General features: G+C 72.0%; 19 protein-coding genes. 4 read left to right on the forward strand and 15 right to left on the reverse strand.

Annotated elements, in window-relative coordinates; all coding sequences use genetic code 11:
• Positions 1–23: 23 nt before the first annotated feature.
• From AB0F04_RS26655 to AB0F04_RS26665, 3 genes are all read right to left on the reverse strand, one after another.
• Entirely contained in the window at positions 24–596 is a 573-nt protein-coding gene (locus AB0F04_RS26655) for a GNAT family protein (protein ID WP_362045315.1), read from the reverse strand.
• A complete protein-coding gene (locus AB0F04_RS26660; RefSeq protein ID WP_362045318.1) occupies positions 574–2820 on the reverse strand; it encodes an MMPL family transporter in 2247 nt (748 codons plus the stop codon). Before AB0F04_RS26660 ends, AB0F04_RS26655 begins: the two co-directional genes overlap by 23 nt.
• A 158-nt stretch (positions 2821–2978) precedes the next feature.
• On the reverse strand, positions 2979–3320 hold the full coding sequence (locus AB0F04_RS26665) for a hypothetical protein (protein ID WP_362045321.1): 342 nt from the start codon (positions 3318–3320) through the stop codon (positions 2979–2981).
• Positions 3321–3510: 190 nt separating this feature from the next.
• Between AB0F04_RS26665 and AB0F04_RS26670 the strand changes: the two genes are divergently transcribed.
• Positions 3511–4314 (forward strand): methyltransferase domain-containing protein, encoded by an 804-nt coding sequence (locus AB0F04_RS26670; RefSeq protein WP_362045323.1) that lies wholly within the window; start codon positions 3511–3513, stop codon positions 4312–4314.
• Between the two features lie 97 nt (positions 4315–4411).
• Here AB0F04_RS26670 and gatB read toward each other — a convergent pair whose 3' ends face one another.
• The 5 genes from gatB to AB0F04_RS26695 all read right to left on the reverse strand — a co-directional run bounded on the left by gatB (position 4412) and on the right by AB0F04_RS26695 (position 8451).
• On the reverse strand, positions 4412–5926 hold the full coding sequence (gene gatB, locus AB0F04_RS26675; protein WP_362045326.1) for an Asp-tRNA(Asn)/Glu-tRNA(Gln) amidotransferase subunit GatB: 1515 nt from the start codon (positions 5924–5926) through the stop codon (positions 4412–4414).
• Between the two features lie 16 nt (positions 5927–5942).
• Positions 5943–6182 carry a hypothetical protein gene (locus AB0F04_RS26680; protein ID WP_093723316.1) on the reverse strand — a complete coding sequence of 80 codons (240 nt, stop codon included), beginning with the start codon at positions 6180–6182 and terminating at the stop codon, positions 5943–5945.
• Positions 6179–7672, reverse strand: coding sequence for an Asp-tRNA(Asn)/Glu-tRNA(Gln) amidotransferase subunit GatA (gatA, locus tag AB0F04_RS26685; RefSeq protein WP_362045329.1), 1494 nt, complete (start codon positions 7670–7672; stop codon positions 6179–6181). The genes AB0F04_RS26680 and gatA overlap by 4 nt, the downstream gene beginning before the upstream one ends.
• Before the next feature lie 5 nt (positions 7673–7677).
• Positions 7678–7974 carry an Asp-tRNA(Asn)/Glu-tRNA(Gln) amidotransferase subunit GatC gene (gatC, locus tag AB0F04_RS26690; protein WP_031485327.1) on the reverse strand — a complete coding sequence of 99 codons (297 nt, stop codon included), beginning with the start codon at positions 7972–7974 and terminating at the stop codon, positions 7678–7680.
• Positions 7975–8079: 105 nt separating this feature from the next.
• Positions 8080–8451, reverse strand: a complete 372-nt coding sequence (locus AB0F04_RS26695) for a DUF4267 domain-containing protein (protein ID WP_362045332.1) — start codon at positions 8449–8451, stop codon at positions 8080–8082.
• A gap of 145 nt (positions 8452–8596) precedes the next feature.
• Here AB0F04_RS26695 and AB0F04_RS26700 point away from each other — a divergent pair, with 145 nt between their 5' ends.
• The gene (locus tag AB0F04_RS26700) at positions 8597–9184 is read left to right on the forward strand and encodes a TetR/AcrR family transcriptional regulator (RefSeq protein ID WP_362045335.1); all 588 of its coding nucleotides are present in this window, start codon (positions 8597–8599) and stop codon (positions 9182–9184) included.
• A gap of 117 nt (positions 9185–9301) precedes the next feature.
• Here the strand turns inward: AB0F04_RS26700 and AB0F04_RS26705 are convergent, their stop codons facing one another.
• The 6 genes from AB0F04_RS26705 to AB0F04_RS26730 all read right to left on the reverse strand — a co-directional run bounded on the left by AB0F04_RS26705 (position 9302) and on the right by AB0F04_RS26730 (position 17419).
• Positions 9302–11584: a bifunctional diguanylate cyclase/phosphodiesterase gene (locus tag AB0F04_RS26705; RefSeq protein ID WP_362045338.1), complete on the reverse strand. Its 2283-nt coding sequence runs from the start codon at positions 11582–11584 to the stop codon at positions 9302–9304.
• Between the two features lie 260 nt (positions 11585–11844).
• Positions 11845–14040 (reverse strand): NAD-dependent DNA ligase LigA, encoded by a 2196-nt coding sequence (gene ligA / locus AB0F04_RS26710; protein WP_362045341.1) that lies wholly within the window; start codon positions 14038–14040, stop codon positions 11845–11847.
• A 15-nt stretch (positions 14041–14055) separates the two neighbouring features.
• Positions 14056–15060, reverse strand: coding sequence for a methionine synthase (locus tag AB0F04_RS26715; RefSeq protein WP_362045344.1), 1005 nt, complete (start codon positions 15058–15060; stop codon positions 14056–14058).
• Between the two features lie 31 nt (positions 15061–15091).
• Positions 15092–15790, reverse strand: coding sequence for an SDR family oxidoreductase (locus AB0F04_RS26720; RefSeq protein WP_362045346.1), 699 nt, complete (start codon positions 15788–15790; stop codon positions 15092–15094).
• 289 nt (positions 15791–16079) lie between these two features.
• Positions 16080–16619 (reverse strand): TIGR00730 family Rossman fold protein, encoded by a 540-nt coding sequence (locus tag AB0F04_RS26725; RefSeq protein WP_362045349.1) that lies wholly within the window; start codon positions 16617–16619, stop codon positions 16080–16082.
• Positions 16616–17419: a class I SAM-dependent methyltransferase gene (locus AB0F04_RS26730; protein ID WP_362045352.1), complete on the reverse strand. Its 804-nt coding sequence runs from the start codon at positions 17417–17419 to the stop codon at positions 16616–16618. The genes AB0F04_RS26725 and AB0F04_RS26730 overlap by 4 nt, the downstream gene beginning before the upstream one ends.
• An 80-nt stretch (positions 17420–17499) precedes the next feature.
• On the opposite strand from AB0F04_RS26730, the gene AB0F04_RS26735 reads away from it, so the two are divergent.
• Together AB0F04_RS26735 and AB0F04_RS26740 are read left to right on the forward strand one after the other, a co-directional pair.
• Positions 17500–17823 (forward strand): DUF427 domain-containing protein, encoded by a 324-nt coding sequence (locus AB0F04_RS26735; protein ID WP_362045355.1) that lies wholly within the window; start codon positions 17500–17502, stop codon positions 17821–17823.
• Positions 17824–17884: 61 nt separating this feature from the next.
• Positions 17885–18667 (forward strand): alpha/beta fold hydrolase, encoded by a 783-nt coding sequence (locus tag AB0F04_RS26740; RefSeq protein ID WP_362045358.1) that lies wholly within the window; start codon positions 17885–17887, stop codon positions 18665–18667.
• A 146-nt stretch (positions 18668–18813) separates the two neighbouring features.
• Here AB0F04_RS26740 and mnmA read toward each other — a convergent pair whose 3' ends face one another.
• The gene (mnmA, locus tag AB0F04_RS26745) at positions 18814–19944 is read right to left on the reverse strand and encodes a tRNA 2-thiouridine(34) synthase MnmA (protein WP_362045361.1); all 1131 of its coding nucleotides are present in this window, start codon (positions 19942–19944) and stop codon (positions 18814–18816) included.
• Positions 19945–19984 lie beyond the last annotated feature (40 nt).

A 19984-nucleotide genomic window follows, 5' to 3' on the forward strand; every position in this document is an offset into this window, starting at 1 on the left:
AGGGTCGCTGTCTGAGAAGTCTCTTAATGATCGCCGTGAGCCGCACGCGCGCGTGCGGCGCGCCACTCGGGCGCCAGCACCGACCAGACTTCGAGATCGTGCCGTACGCCACCATAGGGGTGGGCCTCGCGTCGTACGCCGTCGCGGGTCATTCCGAGTCGGCGCGCCACGTTCAGGCTGGGCTGATTGAGGGAGGCGGCGACCCATTCGACGCGGTGGATGCCGCGCTGCTCGACGGCCCAGTCGATGAGGACCCGCATCGCGCGCGTGACCAGACCCCGGCCCGTGGCGGCGGGCTCCAGCCAGCAGCCCACCTCGCAGTTGCCGGTCGCCGCGTCGAAGTTCAGGAACAGCACCCCGCCCACCAGGGTCCCCTCCAGCCACAGGCCGTGCAGGGAGCCGGTGTCGGCGGCGCGCATGTCCGCGTAGCGCTGGAGCTTGGCGCGGGCCGAGGTCAGGTCCGTCTCGGTCGTGCCGAACGGGATGTACTGACCGATGAACTCCCGCCCCCGCTCCAGGTGGGCCAGGAACTCCCCGGCGTGCCAGGGTTCCAGGGGCCTCAGCTCGGCGTCGTCACCCAGGGATATCGCGTACATCCCGCTGCCGCTCCTCCTCCGCCAGGACGTCCGCCACCTCGGCGTCCGTCGCGGCGGCCAGCCTCTCATGGGCGGCACGGCTCTCGGGCGGCTCGATGCTGATGCGCGGCATGCGCTTGTCCAGCCAGCGGGGCAGCCACCAGTTGGCCCCGCCGAGCAGGTGCATCAGGGCAGGGACGAGGAGCGTGCGCAGGACGAAGGCGTCCAGGGCGACCGCGGCGGCCAGGGCGATGCCGAACATGGCGATCACCCGGTCGCCGCTGAGCACGAAGGCGAGGAAGACGGAGATCATGATGACGGCCGCCGAGTTGATCACCCGGCTGGTCTCGGCGAGGCCGACGCGCACGGCACGCCGGTTGTCGCCGGTCTCCAGCCACTCCTCGTACATCCGGCTGACCAGGAAGACCTGGTAGTCCATGGAGAGGCCGAAGAGCACCGACACCATGATCACGGGCAGGAAGGGCTCGATGGGCCCGGCGCTGCCGAGGCCGAGCAGTTCGCTGCCCCAGCCCCACTGGAAGATCGCGACCACCACCCCGAAGGCGGAGGCCACGGCGGCGACGTTCATCGCGGCGGCCTTCAGCGGGATACCGATCGACCGGAAGGCGAGCAGGAGCAGCAGACACCCCAGGCCGATGACGACCCCGACGAACAGCGGCAGCTTGGAGACGATGACGTCGGCGAAGTCGTCGTAGCCGGCCGTCATGCCGCCCACCTGCACGTCGAGGGAGGTGCCCGCCTCCGCGCGCGGCAGCACCTCCTCGCGCAGCCGGTCGACGAGGTCGCTGGTCCGCTTCGACTGCGGGGAGGACTCCGGTACGACGGTCAGGTAGGCGGTGTGGCCGCCGGAGTCGAACGTCACCGGCGTCACCGAGGCGACGCCCTCGGTGCCGCGGAGGGTGCCGTCGAGGTTGTCCAGGGCGAGCTTGTCGTCGGCGCCGCCGACCTTCGTGACGAGGGTGAGCGGGCCGTTCACGCCGGGGCCGAATCCTTCGGCCAGCAGGTCGTAGGCCTGGCGGGTGGTGGCCGTCTCCGGGCCGTTGCCCTGGTCGGAGGTGCCCAGGTGCAGCGAGAGGGTGGGCAGCGCGAGGACGGCCATGACGACCAGGGCGACCGCGCCGAGCACCTTGGGGTGGCGCTCCACGAAGGCCGACCAGCGGGCCGCGAAGCCGGTGGGCATCTCGGGTTCCGGGCCGTGCTCGGCGAGGCGGCGACGCTCACGGCGGCTGAGCGCGCGCATGCCGATGAACGACAGCAGGGCAGGCAGCAGGGTCACGGAGGCGGCGACGGTGAGGATCACGGTGAGGCTGGCCGCTATGGCGACGCCGTTGAGGAAGCTCAGCCGCAGGATCAGCATGCCGAGCAGCGCGATGCACACCGTGGCACCCGCGAAGACGACCGCCCGTCCCGTGGTCGCGACGGCGTTCGTGGCGGCCTCGGTGACGGACAGCCCGCGTTTCAGCCCGCGCCGGTGCCGGGTGACGATGAACAGCGCGTAGTCGATGCCGACGCCCAGCCCGACGAGCATGCCCAGCATGGGTGCGAAGTCGGCGACGGTCATGGCGTGCCCGAGCAGCACGATCCCGGCGTAGGCGGTGCCCACGCCGACCAGGGCGGTGGCGATGGGCAGCAGGGACGCGGCGAGCGAGCCGAAGGCGAGGAACAGCACCACCGCGGCGACGAGCACGCCGACGATCTCGGCGAGGTGCCCGCCGGAGGACTCGGTGAGTGCGACGGCGCTGCCGCCCAGCTCCACCTGGAGCCCGTCGGTCCCGGCGCTCTTCGCCGTGTCGACGACCGCCTGTGCCTCCCCCTCGGCTATGTCCTCGGCCCGGTCGTCGAAAATGACCGAGGCGTACGCCGTGCGGCCGTCCTCGCTGATGCGGCCGGTGCCCGGCCCGTCGTAGGGGCTGGTGACCGACGCCACGCCCGGGAGGTTCTCGATCCGGTCCAGGATGCGGGTCATCGTCTGCTCGACGTCGGCGGCGCGGACGCTGCCGGACGTGGTGTGCCAGACGACGGTGTCGCTGTCGCCGCCGAGCCGCGGGAAGCCCTCGTGCAGCAGCTCGGTGGCGCGGCCCGACTCGGTACCGGGGACCTGGTAGTCGTTCGAGTACGTGGTGCCGGCGACGGCGGCGCCCGCGGCGACCCCCGCGAAAGCGAGGAGCCACAGCAGGACGCTTAGCAGACGGCGCTGGACACACCAGCGTGCGAGGGCTGCCACGGAACGTGCTCCCGGAGTTGCCTTGTGTGGATCTTTGACCGGGAACAGTCGTGCATGAACTGAACAGCCAGCAAAGAACGCATGAGCAATGCGCTGCCACTCTTACAAACGGACGAGATCATTTGTCGGTTTCGTGGGCTTATTCACAGCGGCCGGTGTCAGTCGAACTGGTCCCCCAGCGCCATCACCATCACGCCCGCGATCAGCAGCCACAGCGCCCGCCGGGTGCGGCCGCGGGAGCCCAGCACGGCGGCGGCAGCGCACACGGCGGCCCCGCTCGCGTAGGCGGCCGGGACGAGCGCCGGCGCCGGGCGGGTGAGGCGGAGCACGGCCGCGGCGAGCCCCGCGAGAGTCAGCGCGGCACCGGTGGCGGCCGCCGTCCAGCGGGCCCGGCGCGCGGCTTCCTCGTTCTCCGCCGGATCACCGGCCTCGCCCTGCCCGGCGGCCGCCTCCGAGTCCGCCGTCTCGGGATCGGTGTCGGAATCGGGGCGTCCACTCATGGTCGTGACGGTAGCGCGCCCCCGGGGAAAACCGGATGCGGGGCCGGGAGGCCGGCTGTTAGCGTCCGCTCGTCCGAGGAATGCCCGCGGCCTCCCGCCGCCCGGCCGAAGCAGGTGCATTGTTTGACGGTCCGACCGAGCTCCTACGCATCCCCTTTCCTCCTCAAGGACTCAAGGAGCCCGTCCACCGATGTCGGACATCACTTCCCGGACCTCGAACGACCCCCTCACTGACCGTGTGAGCCACCCCGGCTACCCCCGCAGCAACGGCTACGACGCCCGCTGGACCATCGACAACCAGATGGGCCCGCACGCACTGTGGCTGCTGGAGTGGCTGGCCCCCGCCCTGGGGCTCGACACCCTGAGCCCCGGCTCCCGCGTGCTCGACCTGGGCTGCGGCCGCGCCATGACGTCGGTCTTCCTCGCCAGGGAGTACGACGCCCAGGTCACCGCCGCCGACCTGTGGATCAAGCCCGACGAGAACGCCGGGCGCATCGCCGAGGCGGGCGTCGCCGACCGCGTCCTGCCTGTGTTCGCCGAGGCGCACGACCTGCCGTTCGGCGAAAACAGCTTCGACACGATCGTCTCGGTCGACGCCTACCACTACTTCGGCACCGACGACCTGTACCTGCCCCACCTGACGCGGCTGCTCAAGCCCGGCGGGCGGATCGGTGTCGTCGTACCGGCGCTGCGCGAGGAGATCGACGGCGTCGAGCCGCCGGAGCACCTCAAGCCGTACTGGGAGCCCGACTTCTGGTGCTTCCACACCGCGGCCTGGTGGCGACGCCACTGGACGCGCAGCGGGGCCGTGGAGGTCGAGACCGCCGACTGGCTGGAGGACGGCTGGCGCGACTGGCTGCGCTGGTGCGAGATCGTGGCCGAGGAGCACACGGACGAGTGGCACGTCCGGATGGCCGGCCAGTGCGCCGAGATGCTGCGCCTCGACCGGGGCGAGACGCTGGGCTTCGTCCGGATCGTCGGCCGCCGCCTGTGAGTGCACGGTCTCTGAGCGCATGCCGCCTCTGAGTGCATGACGAGGGGGGGGACGCACCGGGTCCGGTGCGTCCCCCCCTCCTCGGGTGCACGGGAGGTCAGCCCTCGCTGACGCCCAGCTTCTGCAGGATCAGCTCCTTGACGCGAGCCGCGTCGGCCTGGCCGCGCGTGGCCTTCATGACCGCGCCGACCAGCGCTCCGGCCGCGGCCACCTTGCCACCGCGGATCTTGTCGGCGACGCCCGGGTTGCCGGCGATCGCCTCGTCGACGGCCGCCGTCAGCGCGCCCTCGTCGGAGACGACCTTCAGACCGCGCTTGTCGACGACCTCGTCCGGGGTGCCCTCGCCCGCGAGGACGCCCTCGATGACCTGGCGGGCCAGCTTGTCGTTCAGGTCGCCCTTCGCGACGAGCTCGGTGACCCGGGCCACCTGCTGCGGCGTGATCGCCAGCTCGTCGAGCGCCGTGCCCGACTCGTTGGCGCTGCGGGCCAGCTCTCCCATCCACCACTTGCGGGCGGAGGCGGCGTCCGCCCCGGCCTCGATCGTGGCGACGATCGGCTCCAGCGCACCGGCGTTGAGGATCGCCTGCATGTCGGTGCCGCTGATGCCCCACTCCTCGCGGAGCCGGTTGCGGCGGACCAGCGGCAGCTCGGGCAGCCCGGCCCGGATCTCCTCGACCCACTCACGGGACGGGGCCACCGGGACGAGGTCGGGCTCCGGGAAGTACCGGTAGTCCTCGGCCTCCTCCTTCACACGGCCCGAGGTCGTCGACCCCGTGTCCTCGTGGAAGTGCCGGGTCTCCTGGATGATCGTGCCGCCGGAGGACAGCACGGCCGCGTGCCGCTGGATCTCGAAACGGGCCGCGCGCTCCACGGACCGCAGCGAGTTGACGTTCTTGGTCTCCGAACGGGTGCCGAACTTCTCGGTGCCGTTCGGGCGCAGCGACAGGTTCACGTCGCAGCGCATCTGGCCCATCTCCATCCGGGCCTCGGAGACGCCGAGCGCCTTGATGACCTCGCGCAGCTCACGGACGTAGGCCCGGGCGACCTCGGGGGCCCGCTCGCCGGCGCCCTCGATGGGCTTGGTCACGATCTCGATGAGCGGGATGCCTGCGCGGTTGTAGTCGAGCAGGGAGTGGGACGCGCCGTGGATACGGCCGGTGGCGCCGCCGACGTGCGTCGACTTGCCGGTGTCCTCCTCCATGTGGGCGCGCTCGATCTCCACGCGGAAGGTCTCGCCGTCCTCCAGCTGCACGTCGAGGTAGCCGTTGAAGGCGATCGGTTCGTCGTACTGGGAGGTCTGGAAGTTCTTCGGCATGTCCGGATAGAAGTAGTTCTTCCGGGCGAAGCGGCACCATTCGGCGATCTCGCAGTTCAGCGCGAGGCCGATCTTGATCGCGGACTCGACGCCGGTCGCGTTGACGACCGGGAGCGCGCCGGGCAGGCCGAGGCAGACCGGGCAGGTCTGCGTGTTGGCGTCCTGGCCGAGGGCGGTCGAGCAGCCGCAGAACATCTTGGTCTTGGTGCCGAGTTCGACATGGACCTCGAGGCCCATGACGGGGTCGTACGAGGCGAGTGCTTCCTCGTACGACACCAGGTCGGTCGTGGTGGTCACGGTGAGTACTTCCCTCTCAGCCCAGCAGGACGTCGTCGTCGCCCAGCCGCTTCAGCTCGCGGTAGAGAATGGCCAGGTTGGTGACGACGGCGGCTCCGGTCACGACGGCGTCGAGCAGCCGCAGCGTGTCGTTGTCTCCGCGGGCCTTCTTGATCTGCTTGTAGACACCGACGGCGCCGAACGCCGACGTGGCCATCGACACGTACAGACCGGACCTGGACTTCTTGAAGCCCTTGGCCTTGGACAGTGCGCTCACAGCGACGGAGCCTCCTCGATCAGCGGGTGGCCCCACTTTTCCACGAAGGCGGCCTCGACGGCGGCACCCACCTTGTACAGGCGGTCGTCCTTCATGACGGGGGCGATGATCTGCAGGCCGACCGGGAGGTTGTCCTCCGGAGCGAGGCCGCACGGCAGCGACATGGCCGCGTTGCCCGCCAGGTTGGTCGGGATGGTGCACAGGTCGGCGAGGTACATCGCCATCGGGTCGTCGGCGCGCTCGCCGATCGCGAAGGCGGTGGTCGGGGTCGTCGGGGAGACGATCACGTCGACCTGCTCGAACGCCGTGTCGAAGTCCCGCTTGATGAGCGTGCGGACCTTCTGGGCGCTGCCGTAGTAGGCGTCGTAGTAGCCGCTCGACAGGGCGTACGTGCCGAGCATGATGCGGCGCTTGACCTCGGGACCGAAGCCGGCCTCACGGGTGAGGGAGGTGACCTCCTCGGCCGAGTGGCCGCCGTCGTCGCCGGTCCGCAGGCCGTAGCGCAGGCCGTCGAAGCGGGCGAGGTTGGAGGAGCACTCCGAGGGCGCGATCAGGTAGTACGCCGACAGCGCCAGGTCGAAGGACGGGCAGTCCAGCTCGACGATCTCGGCGCCCAGCTCCTTGAGCAGTTCGACGGACTCGTCGAAGCGCTGGATGACACCCGCCTGGTAGCCCTCGCCGCGGAACTGCTTGACGACGCCGACGCGCATGCCCTCGACGCTGCCGTTGCGTGCGGCTTCGACGACCGCCGGGACGGGCTCGTCGATGGAGGTGGAGTCGAGCGGGTCGTGCCCGGCGATGACCTCGTGCAGCAGGGCCGCGTCCAGGACCGTGCGGGCGCAGGGGCCGCCCTGGTCGAGGGAGGAGGAGAAGGCGACCATGCCGTACCGGGAGACCGCGCCGTACGTCGGCTTCACGCCGACCGTGCCGGTGACGGCGGCGGGCTGGCGGATGGAGCCGCCGGTGTCGGTGCCGATGGCCAGGGGCGCCATGTGCGCGGCGAGCGCTGCGGAGGAACCGCCGCCGGAGCCGCCGGGGATCTTCGTCAGGTCCCAGGGGTTGCCGGTCGGGCCGTACGCGCTGTTCTCGGTGGAGGAGCCCATGGCGAACTCGTCCATGTTGGTCTTGCCGAGGATCACGACGTCGGCGGCCTTCAGGCGCTGGGTGACGGTCGCGTCGTACGGCGGGATCCAGCCCTCGAGGATCTTCGAGCCGACGGTGGTCGGGATGCCCTCGGTGGTGAAGATGTCCTTGAGCGCGAGGGGGACGCCGGCCAGCGGGCCGAGCTTCTCGCCGCGCTCGCGCTTCTCGTCCACGGCGCGGGCCTGGGCGAGGGCGCCCTCGCGGTCGACGTGCAGGAAGGCGTGCACCTTCTCGTCGACGGCCTCGATGCGGGCGAGGTGGGCCTCGGTGACCTGCACCGCGGTGAGCTCGCCCGAGGCGATCTTCGCCGCGGTCTCGGCGGCCGTGAGCTTGATGATGTCCGTCATGGCTGTTAGTCCTCCCCCAGGATCTGCGGCACCTTGAAACGCTGCTGCTCCTGGGCCGGGGCGCCGGAGAGCGCCTGCTCGGGGGTGAGCGACGGACGGACCTCGTCCACGCGCATGACGTTCGTCAGCGGGAGCGGGTGCGAGGTCGGCGGTACGTCTTGGTCGGCGACCTCACTGACGCGTGCGACCGCGCCGATGATGTCGTCCAGCTGTCCTGCGAAGTGCTCGAGCTCTTCGGGCTTCAGCTCCAGACGCGCCAGCCGTGCGAGGTGGGCGACCTCCTCGCGCGTGATGCCAGGCATGCAGCGATCCTCTGGGGTGAGTGAATGTGGTGTGGCCCAATCCTATGGGGCGTGGGGCCGTGCCCGTGAAACGGTTTGGCCTCCCCGGGGGCTCCCGGGGCGCATTCAGACCGCGAAGAGCAGTCCGGCGCTGATGAGGACGATGACCGCGGTGGCGAAGTGGATCCCGAAGGCCACCGCCTTCGTGCCGCCGTGGCGCAGCACGATCAGCGTGTCGCCGAGCGGCACGAGGGCCACGGCGAGCATGAACCAGGCCTCCGCCCGGGCCCCCGCGAAGGCGAGCAGCGCCAGACCGACCAGCCCGAAGGTGCCGTCCCGCACGCCCTTGATCGTCAGATAGGCGCCGGCGTCGCCGCCGGGGTCGGCCGGGACGCCGTAACCCGCGGCCGCGGCGGCGGGCTGGAACAGGAACCGGTAGCCCAGGAACAGGCAGAACACGTTGAGCACGACAGCCAGGGTGTACGCGGTGATGGTCATGGCTCTCCTCGAATTCGGGCATGCGGTGTCCGGCAGGCGACGTCCGGCAGGCCATTCCCCGCCGAACGGGTCCTAGCGGTGCTAGGAACAAGAGCGAAGCTAGCAGAGCTTCGACAGGAACGCTAGCGGTGCTAGGATTTCTGGCATGACGATCCAGACGCGCCGGGAGCGCGAACGAGCGGAACGCGAGCGGCTGATCGTGACGGCCGCACGGGAACTCGCGGAGGCGGAAGGCTGGGACGCGGTGACCACGCGCCGGCTCGCCGACCGGATCGAGTACAGCCAGCCGGTCCTCTACAGCCACTTCAAGGGCAAGGACGCGATCATGGCGGCGGTGGCCGTGCAGGGCTGCGCGGACATGGCCGTCGAGCTGCGTGCGGCGCGCACGGCGGCCGGGAGCGCCCGCGAGGCACTGGCGGCGGTGGGCGGGGCGTACACCGCTTTCGCCCGGCGGCGGCCCGCGCTCTACGACGCGATGTTCACGCTCGCCGTCGACCTGCCCTTCGCCACCCCCGAGGCGCCGGCGGCCCTGCAGGAGGCCTTCGGCGAACTGGTGCAGGCCGTCCGGCCGATCGCGGCCGAGGGTGAGGACACGGGGTTGCTGACGGAGACGTACTGGGCCGGGCTGCACGGGCTGGTCACCCTGATGCGCAGTGGCCGGCTGCCCGAGGAGGCTCATGAGCAACGGCTGGCCCTGCTGATCGGCCACTTCGTGCCGTCCGGCAGGAACTGAGCGCTTTTCCGAGGGGAACCGGGCCGGGCAGGTCCTGGGCGGCGTTCCCCGCGGGCCCGCCGTCCGTGCCGCCCGGCGGTGGCACGGGCGGGCCGGCGGACCGGCGGACGTACGGCCCTACTCGTCGGCCGTCGCCGCGGGCAGCGCGGCGCGCGGCCGCTGCCACCCGCGGGGGCCCCGCGCCCGCAGCCACGCCGTGGTCTCCTCCGGGGGCATGGCCGCAGCGACCAGCCAGCCCTGGACCGCGTCGCAGCCGAGGTCGCGCAGACGTTCCCAGGTCTCGTCGTCCTCGACGCCCTCGGCCACGACGAGCAGGCCCAGGGAATGGGCGAGGTCGACCGTGCAGCGCACGATCTCCGCGTCCTCGGCGTCGACCGCGAGCCGGGCCACGAACGAACGGTCGATCTTCAGCTCGCTCACCGGCAGCCGGCGCAGGTGCACGAGCGAGGAGTAGCCGGTGCCGAAATCGTCGAGCGACATCTTCACGCCGTGCGCGGTCAGTTGGTTGAGGGTGTCGGCGGCGCGCTGCGGGTCCTCCAGGAGCACGTGCTCCGTGATCTCCAGCTGGAGCGCTCCCGCCGGGACGCCGTGCCGGGCGAGCCGGGCCGCGACGGAGCCGGCGAAGCCGGGGGTGTGCACGTCACGCGGGGAGACGTTCACCGCGACGGGGACGAACAGGCCCTGGTCCCGCCAGCGGGCGACCTGGCCGAGCGCCGTCTCCAGCACGTACTCGGTGAGGTGGGGCATCAGGCCCGAGGACTCGGCGATCGCTATGAACTCGTCCGGCGGCACCTTGCCGCGCTCGGGGTGCACCCAGCGGACCAGCGCCTCCAGGCCCGCGACCTGCCCGTCGAAGCGGACCTTGGGCTGGTAGTGCAGATGTACCTCGTGCGCGTCGAGGGCGCGGCGCAGATCGCCCAGCAGGCCGAGGCGGTCGGGGGTGTTGGAGTCGCGCTTGGACTCGTAGACCTCGACGCCGGTGCGGTCCCGCTTCGCCTGGTACATCGCCACGTCGGCCCGGCGCAGCAGCCCTTCGGCGTCCAGGGCGTGGTCGGGGAAGACGGCGACCCCGGCACTGGCCTCCAGGACGAGCGTGAGGCCGTCGAGGTCGAGGGGAGAACTGAGGGCGGCCACGAGGCTGCGGGCGATCCGGGTCGCGGAGGTCGTGGAGTCGGCGACCGGGAGTAAGACGGCGAACTCGTCCCCGCCGAGCCGGGCGGCCTCCGCCCCGCGCGGCAGCGCCACCCGCAGCCGGTCGGCGATCTGCAACAGCAGCCGGTCACCGGCGAGATGACCGAGTGTGTCGTTGACCGACCGGAAGCGGTCGAGGTCGATCAGCATCAGGGCGGCCCGGGCGTCGATCCGCTCCGCGTCGTCCAGCGCGGTCCAGATGCGCTCCAGCAGCCACTGGCGGTTGGGCAGCCCCGTCAACGGGTCCCGCAGCTGCTCCTCCGCCCGGGCCCGGGCGATCCACAGGGTGGAGTCCAGGGCGATCAGCGGGATGGAGAACAACGGCAGCAGGATGGGCTTGGCCACGGCGACCACGCAGAGCAGCGGCGCGATACCCAGCAGCGCTACGGCGACCAGGCCCTGCCGGACCAGGGCGGTGCGGGCGACGGTGGGCAGGCCGGGGCGCGGGGCGTGCAGGTACCAGAGCAGGACGCGGGTGACCATCAGGTAGGCGACGGCGACCAGGACGACCTGGGGTGCGGTGGCGAGGGTCCAGGCGGCGGGCTCCGCCGGGGACTCGACGGACGGCACGGTGCCGAAGACGCCCAGCACGAGCGCGCCGGCGCCGATGCCGAGGAGGTCGACCGCGCCGTGCAGCACGCCCTGGCGCCAGCGGTTGCGGCGGGCCGTGCCGACCAGCACGACGACCGTGAGACTGACCATGCCGGCCGGAACCCAGCCGTAGAGCAGCAGCACGGCGAGAGTGAGGGCGGCGCCCGAACCGGTGCCGCCCCACCAGCGGGAGCGGCCCAGCATCACGAGGTGACCGACGATGATGCCGGTGAGCACGGCCAGCGACCAGCCGGCCGTGCCGGCCGGGAAGAGCGCGTGGCCGCCGGTGAAGGCCCGGTAGAAGCCGGCGCCCAGGACGAACCCGGCCGCCGCGACGACGGCCGCGGGCAGCGCGGGCCAGGACTGGTGCCGCTCGCCGTCCGCGTCCGGACCCGCGCCGGCAGATCCGGCGGTGTGTTCGACGGTCGGCTGTGCCCCGGGGCCGTCCGCGGCGCGCCCCGCGCCGCCGCCCCCGTCGGGGGTGTACTGTCCGACGGCGCGCCCCTCCGCACCCGGACGCCCCGCCGACCACACGGCCCCACGGACCGCACGCCATGCGACCGCCATGCGGCGCAGGTGCGGCCGTGAGCCCGGCGCGGCGCTCTCGGTCGGTTCCATTCCCGTCCCTCTCACAGCCGGCGGTGCCCCACGCCCCGCGGCCCGGTGCCCGACAACCCTTGGGCGGCCCGCGTCGGAAAACTCCTCCCCGCGCTCCGTGCGAGCACGAAGATGCCCCGACCGCAGCTGGGCACGGCAGGCGCACATCTCAACACTAGGCCGCAGAAGGCTTCCTCGGGCGGCGGTCGCCGACGGTTGCCCGAATGCGCCCCGGCCACCCGTATGCATCTGGTATGCGCCGAACGGGTGGCCTTCAACCGCTACTCCTCGGCCGAAAGAGCGACTTCGGCCGCCGCGTCCGGTCCCTGCTCCAGCAGGACGCCGAACCCTTCCTCGTTCAGGACCGGCACCTTCAGCTGCATCGCCTTGTCGTACTTCGATCCGGGGCTGTCACCGACCACGACGAACGACGTCTTCTTCGAAACCGAGCCGGTCACCTTCGCTCCGCGGCTCTGCAGCGCCTCCTTGGCGCCGTCCCTCGTGAAGTGATCGAGCGTGCCGGTGACGACGACGGTGAGGCCTTCGAGCGGGCGCGGCCCCTCGTCCTCGCCGGTGCTCTCGGCCTCCATACGGACGCCGGCGGCCTTCCACTTGCGGATGATGTCGCGGTGCCAGTCCTCGGCGAACCACTGCTTGAGGGAGGCGGCGATGGTCGGGCCGACGCCCTCGGTGACCGCCAGCTCCTCCTCCGTGGCCTGGTCGATGCGCTCGATCGAGCGGAACTCGCGGGCCAGTGCCTCGGCGGCGACGGGCCCGACGTGACGGATCGACAGGCTGGTGATGACGCGGGCCAGGGGGCGCTCCTTGGCCGCCGCGATGTTCTCCAGCATGGCGACCGCGTTCTTGCGGGGCTCGCCCTGCTGGTTCGCGAAGATCGTGGCGATCTTCTCCTCACCGGTCTTCGGGTCGCGCTTGGGCAGGCCGCTGTCCGGGTCGAGGACGTACGCCTTGATGGGCAGCAGCTGCTCGATGGTGAGGTCGAAGAGGTCGCCCTCGTCGACCAGCGGCGGTGTCTCGGGCTCCAGCGGGGCGGTGAGGGCGGCCGCGGCGACATAGCCGAAGTGCTCGATGTCCAGGGCCTTGCGACCGGCGAGGTAGAACAGGCGCTCGCGCAACTGGGCCGGACAGGTACGGGCGTTGGGGCAGCGCAGGTCGACGTCGCCCTCCTTCATGGGCCGCAGCGCCGTGCCGCACTCGGGGCACTCGCTCGGCATCACGAACTCGCGCTCGGTGCCGTCGCGCAGGTCGGCGACGGGGCCGAGGATCTCGGGGATGACGTCACCGGCCTTGCGCAGCACGACCGTATCCCCGATGAGGACACCCTTGGCCTTGACCACGTCCTGGTTGTGCAGCGTGGCGAACTCGACCTCGGAGCCGGCCACCGTGACCGGCTCGACCTGGGCGTACGGGGTGACACGGCCGGTGCGGCCCACGCCCACGCGGATGTTGACCAGCTTGGTGTTGACCTCCTCCGGCGCGTACTTGTACGCGATGGCCCAGCGCGGGGCGCGCGAGGTGGAGCCGAGGCGGCCCTGGAGGGGGATCTGGTCCAGCTTGACGACCACACCGTCGATCTCGTGCTCCACGGAGTGGCGGTTCTCGCCGAAGTAGGCGATGAACTCCCGGATGCCTGCCAGGCCGTCGACCACCTTGTTGTGCCGGGAGGTGGGCAGGCCCCAGGTCTTGAGCAGGTCGTAGGCCTGGGAGAGGCGGGTCAGGCCCGTGAAGCCCTCCAGGGCGCCGATGCCGTGGACCACCATGTGCAGGGGCCGGGTGGCGGTGACGCGCGGGTCCTTCTGGCGCAGGGAACCGGCCGCCGCGTTGCGCGGGTTGGCGAAGGGCTTGTCACCGGCCTCGACCAGACGGGCGTTGAGCTCCTGGAACTTCTCCATCGGGAAGTAGACCTCGCCGCGGATCTCCACGAGGTCGGGGACGTCGTCGCCCTTGAGGCGGTCGGGGATCTCCGCGACCGTCCGCACGTTCGGCGTGATGTCCTCGCCGGTGCGGCCGTCACCGCGGGTGGCCGCGCGGGTGAGGCGGCCGTGCTCATAGGTGAGGTTCACGGCGAGGCCGTCGACCTTCAGCTCGCACAGGAAGTGGTACTCCTGCTCACCCAGTTCCCTGGCGATGCGCTCCGTCCAGGCGGCCATCTCCTCGTCGTTGAAGGTGTTGTCGAGGGAGAGCATGCGCTGGCGGTGCTCGACCGCCGTGAACTCCGTCTCGTAGGACCCCGAGACCTTCTGGGTCGGCGAGTCCGGGGTGCGCAGCTCCGGGTGCTCCTCCTCCAGCGCCTCCAGTGAACGCAGCAGCTGGTCGAACTCCGCGTCGCTGACGACGGGAGCGTCCTTCACGTAGTAGCGGAAGCGGTGCTCCTCGATCTGCTCCGCGAGGCGCGCGTGCTTCTCCCGTGCCTCGGCGGGCACCGTCGTCGTCTCCGCTTGCTTGTCGCCGGCCACCGTGTCGTCCTCCCGTTACTCTGGGTTGTCCGCGAGGGATCTCGCCGCCCGGGCGCAGTGCGCGAGAGCCGTGCGCGCGTACCCCGGGGAGGCCCCCGCCAGTCCGCACGCCGGGGTGACCGTGACCGCCTCCGCGAGAAGCCCCGGAGACAGCCCCAGCCTGCGCCACAGCGTCCTGACACCCATGACGCTACCGGCAGGGTCTGACAATGGACCCTCGGTGCCCGGGACGACACCGGTGAAGAGCCGGGTCCCGGCCTCCACAGCCTCCCCGATCGCATCGTCGTCACGCTCGGTGAGCAGCGAGAAGTCGAAGGAGACGGCGGCCGCTCCGGCCCGGCGCAGCAGGGCGAACGGCACGTCCGGGGCGCAGGAGTGGACCACGACCGGCCCCGCCCCGTGCACCCCGGCGAGGTCACGCAGCGTCTGCTCGACGACCTGCCGGTCGACGGCCCGGTGGGTGCGGTAGCCGCTGGCGGTCCTCACCCGGCCGCGCAGCACGGCGGTGAGGGACGGCTCGTCGAGCTGGAGGACGAGCTGCGCGCCGGGGATCCGCCGCCGCACCTCGGCCAGGTGCTCGCGCAGTCCCTCGGCGAGGGAGGCGGCGAGGTCGCGGCAGGCGCCGGGGTCGGAGAGGGCCGCCTCCCCGCCCCGCAGCTCCAGGTTGGCCGCGAGGGTCCAGGGGCCGACGGCCTGGACCTTCAGCGGCCCCTCGTAGTCCTGCGTGAACTCCTCCAGCGCGTCGAGGTCCTCACCGAGCCAGGAGCGGGCCCGCTTGGTGTCGCGCCCCGGCCGGTCCCCGATCCGCCATCCGCTGGGCTCCACGCGCGCGTACAGCTCGACGAGCAGGCCGGCGGTCCGTCCGATCATGTCCGCGCCGGGTCCCCGGGCGGGCAGTTCGGGCAGGAAGGGGAAGTCCTCGAAGGTGCCGGTGACGGTCTTGGCGGCCTCACGGGCGCCGCCCGGCATGGATCCCACACCGGTGGCGCCGCCGAACCTGAACTGGCTGTTTTCACTCACCGGAGAAGCCTACGCAGCGCCTGCGCCGGGGTCAGCCTCCCGGGCGCACCGTCAGGTCGTTGACCTCCGCGTCGCGCGGCAGGTCCAGGGCCATGACGATCGTCGTGGCGACCGACTCCGGGTCGATCCACCGCGAGGCGTCGTACTCCTTGCCCTCCTGCTGGTGGACCTTGGCCTGCATGGGACTGGCGGTGCGGCCGGGGTAGACCGAGGTGACGCGGATGCCGTTGCCGTGCTCCTCGTGGCGCAGGGAGTCGGCAAGGGCCTTCAGGCCGTGCTTGGAGGCGGCGTACGCGGACCAGCCGGCGTGGGCGTTGAGGCCGGCGCCGGAGTTGACGAAGAGCACATGGCCGCGGGCGGCGCGCAGTTGGGGCAGGAAGTGGCGGGTCAGCTCGGCGGGGGCGATCAGGTTGACGTTGAGCTGGTGGCGCCAGGTCTTCGGGGTGAGCTCGCCGACCGGGCCGAGGTCGACGACGCCGGCGATGTGCAGCAGCGAGTCCACGCGGTCCGGCAGCGACTGGTGGGAGAAGGCCCAGGAGAGCCGGTCCGGGTCGTCGAGGTCTCCGACCAGGGTCCTGGTCCCGGGGAACTCGGCCGCCAGTTCCTTGGCGCGGCCCGCGTCACGCGCGTGCAGCACGAGCTCGTCCCCGCGCGCGTGCAGGCGGCGGGCCACGGCCGCGCCGATGCCGGAGCCGGCTCCGGTGATCACATGAGTAGCCATGCCCGCCATGCTCGCATCGGCACCGCCTTCCCCGGTGCCCCGGCTCCCCCACCGTGCGCGCTCACGGACGGCTCACGCGGCACCCGGGTCCGCCCGCGATGCGCGCACCCCGGACGGCTCACGCGACACCCGGGCCCCCGCCCTGCGCCCGTCACGGACGGCTCGCGCGGCACCCGGGTCCGCCCGCGATGCGCGCACCCCGGACGGCTCACGCGACACCCGGGCCCCCGCCCTGCGCCCATCACGGACGACTCACGCGACACCCGGGTCCGCCCGCGATGCGCGCACCCCGGACGGCTCATTCGATGCCCTGGCTCTCCTCCAGGTACGCCAGCGCCCCCACCGGCTCCTCGGCGAAGAACACCAGGTCGGTGAGCGGCCGGGGCAGGAAGCCCTCGGTGTCCATGCGGCGGAACTGCTCCTTCAGGCCGTCGTAGAACCCCGCGGTGTTGAGCAGGACCACCGGCTTGTCGGTGTGCCCGTGCTTCTTCAGCTCCAGGATCTCGGTCGCCTCGTCGAGCGTGCCCGTACCGCCGACCATGATCACCACGGCGTCGGCCTTCTCCAGCAGCAGCTTCTTGCGCTCGGCGAGGTCCTTGGCGACGACCATCTCGTCGACGCCCGGGCGGGCCTTGGCCGCGAGGAACTGAACGGAGACACCGGCCAGCCGGCCGCCCGCCTCCTGCACTCCGTCGGCGACCACCTTCATGAGGCCGACGTCGGAGCCGCCCCAGACGAGCGTGTGGCCGCCCTTGCCCAGCAGTTCGGCGAACTCCCGCGCGGGGCGGGTGTAGCGCTCGTCGAGGTCGGCGGCGGACAGGAAGACACAGATGTTCATGAGCCCACCGTACGGGCCCGGTCCCCCGTCGCGGTGACCCGCATTTTCGACTGCCGGTGCGGCAGGCGCTCCCAGTCGTCCATGAACCGGGCGTCCAGCCCGTTCCTGGCGGCGAGGTCGGTGAGGGTCCGCGTCCGGTAGTAGAAGTCCTCGTGCAGGACCTGGTGTTCCTCGCCCTCGGTGCGGTCGAAGGTGAAGTCGAAGAAACCGCCGGGCGCGAGGATCCGGCCGACGTGGGCGAAGCACTCCTCGATGACGTGCAGCGGCGAGTGCGAGAAGACGCTGTGCGCGTGCACGACGTCGAAGTGGGCGTCGGGCAGGAAGGCGAAGGTGAGGTCGCCGGCGAGCGCCAGGTAGGGCAGTTTGGGCTGGAGCCCCTCGGCCACGAGGGTCTCCTGGGCGGCGAGCAGGATGTGCGGCGAGATGTCGATGCCGTAGTAGTGCCCGGTGTCGAGGTGGTCGATGAACAGCCGCCCGGCGCGCAGGTTGCCGCAGCCGATCTCCAGCATCCGGTGGTGCGGCCGGAGACCGTGGCCCACCAGGTAGTCGAACTGCATGCGGCCGATCCGCGCCCACTGTTCACGCGAGGGGTTGTGTCCCACCGCCGCCTCGGGGCTGCGGGCCGCGTCGGAGGCCATGACGGCCCGGTAGTACGCGATGTGGTCGGGGTGGCGCAGCCGCAGCCAGGCGTCCCGCACCGCGCGCCGGGCGTGCGCGGGCACGCGCTCGGGGTGGCGCACGGCGTACCGGACCTGGTGGAGCAGGCGGGAGCGGTTTCCGGCCGATTCCGTGGCGCGCATGGGTGCCTCCTGCGGCGAGGGAAGAACTCCGCTTCAGCCTGCGCTGTACCGGTGGAGTCGGCTACCCGAGGAGGGCGATCGTGACCCGAGGACATCGCATCACCGTCGAGCGGAGCGGCGGGCGCGTGCGCGTGGTGCACGGCGGGCAGGTGCTGGCCGAGAGCGACCGGTCGCTGGTGCTGCGCGAGACGGGCTGTCCCGAGCGGTACTACATCCCGGCCGAGGACGTGCGCCTGGACCTGCTGACACCGTCCGGCACGCAGACCCACTGCCCGTTCAAGGGCACCGCGTCCTACTGGTCGCTGCCGGACGCGGCGGACCTCGTCTGGGCGTATCCCGACCCCAAGCCGGACGTCGCCGAGATCAAGGACCACCTGTGCTTCTACGAAGTGGAAGTGCTCTGATCGGCTGACGCGCCGCCCGCTTCACCGATGAACACCGCGCCGTGCGGCAGTCTGCGTGAGCATGGACAAGAAGATCCTTTCGCGCGACGGCACCCGCATCGCCTACGAGAGCACCGGACGCGGCCCCGCGGTCGTCCTGGTGAGCGGCGCGATGTCGACGGGCGGCACCCTGGCGCCGCTGGCCGTGTCGCTGTCGGAGCGTTTCCAGGCCGTGGTGTACGACCGGCGGGGCCGCGGCGCCAGCGGTGACACCGCGCCCTACGCCGTGGAGCGTGAGGTCGAGGACCTGGCCGCCGTGATCGAGGCCGTGGGCGGGGAGGCGCTGCTCTACGGCATCTCCTCGGGCGGCGCGCTGGCGCTCCGGGCGGCGGCGAGCGGGCTGCCGGTGCGGCGCGTGGCCGTGTACGAGACGCCGTTCGCGATGACGGAAGAGGGCACCAGGGAGCGTGCCGAATACACCCGGCGGCTGACGGAGGCGCTCGGCGAGGGCCGGCGCGGGGACGCGGTCGAACTGTTCCTGCGGCTGACGGGTCTCGCCGAGAGCATGATCCGGGGCGCCCGCCAGTCGCCGATGTGGGCCGGGATGGAGGCGATGGCCCCGAGCCTCGCCTACGACGACGCCGTGATGGGCGACGGCACCGTCCCCCGCTCCCGGCTGGGCTCGGTCGGGGTCCCCGTCCTGGCGGTGGCGGGCGACGCGAGCCCCGAGTGGCTGCGCGAGGCGGCCCGGGCGATCGCGGAATCGGTCCCCGAGGGCACCTACCGCGCACTCCAGGGGCAGACGCACATGGTCGAGCCGAACGTCCTGGCGCCGGTGCTCACCGAGTTCTTCAGCCGGGACTGAGCCGGGCGGCGCGGGGACACCGCACTCGGCACGGGACGCGGGACACGCGCCCGCCAGCCGTGCGGCACGGGGAGGCGGGGCACGCCCCCGCTACGAGAAGGGGCACGGGCACGGGTGCGTGGGGCCCCCGGGCCCCGCGCACCGGATCAGGCCACGCCGGCCGTCGCGCGGGTGGTCGAGGCGATCGTCGCCGAGCCCACCACGCGCGTGCCGTCGTACAGCACGATCGCCTGGCCGGGGGCCACGCCGCGGACGGGCTCGGTGAAGGTGACCGCCAGGGAGCCGTCCACGACCTCGGCGGTCACCTGGGTCTCGCCGCCGTGGGCACGCAGCTGGGCCGTGTAGGTGCCGGGGCCGGCGGGGGCGGCGCCGCACCAGCGGGGCTTGATCGCGGTGAGCGCGCTGACGTCCAGGGCGGACGCCGGACCGACGGTCACCGTGTTGTCGACCGGCGAGATGTCGAGGACGTAGCGCGGCTTGCCGTCGGGGGCCGGGGTGCCGATGCGCAGGCCCTTGCGCTGGCCGATGGTGAATCCGTACGCGCCCTCGTGGGTGCCGACCTTGGTGCCGGACTCGTCGACGATGTCGCCCTCGGAGCGGCCGAGCCGGTTCGCGAGGAAGCCCTGGGTGTCGCCGTCGGCGATGAAGCAGATGTCGTGCGAGTCGGGCTTCTTGGCCACGGCCAGGCCCCTGCGCTCGGCCTCCGCGCGGATCTCGTCCTTGGTGGTGACGGTGTCGCCGAGCGGGAACATCGCGTGGGCGAGCTGCCGGTCGTCCAGCACCCCGAGGACGTAGGACTGGTCCTTGGCCATGTCGGAGGCGCGGTGCAGCTCGCGGGTGCCGTCCTCGCGCACGATCACCTGGGCGTAGTGGCCCGTGCAGACGGCGTCGAAGCCGAGCGCGAGCGCCTTGTCGAGGAGCGCGGCGAACTTGATCTTCTCGTTGCAGCGCAGGCAGGGGTTGGGGGTACGGCCGGCCTCGTACTCGGCGACGAAGTCCTCGACGACGTCCTCGCGGAAGCGGTCGGCGAGGTCCCAGACGTAGAACGGGATGCCGATGACGTCCGCGGCGCGGCGGGCGTCGCGGGAGTCCTCGATGGTGCAGCAGCCCCGCGCGCCGGTCCGGAAGGATTGGGGGTTGGCGGAGAGCGCGAGGTGGACGCCGGTCACGTCGTGGCCCGCTTCGGCCGCGCGGGCGGCGGCGACGGCGGAGTCGACTCCGCCGGACATGGCGGCCAGGACGCGGAGGGTGCGGGGGCGCTGCGGGGTCTCAGTCATAACCCTTCCAGGGTACGGGGCGCGGGAACCGGGGCCGCCG

The organism is Streptomyces sp. NPDC029041 (genome assembly GCF_040637515.1).
Lineage (GTDB): Bacteria > Actinomycetota > Actinomycetes > Streptomycetales > Streptomycetaceae > Streptomyces.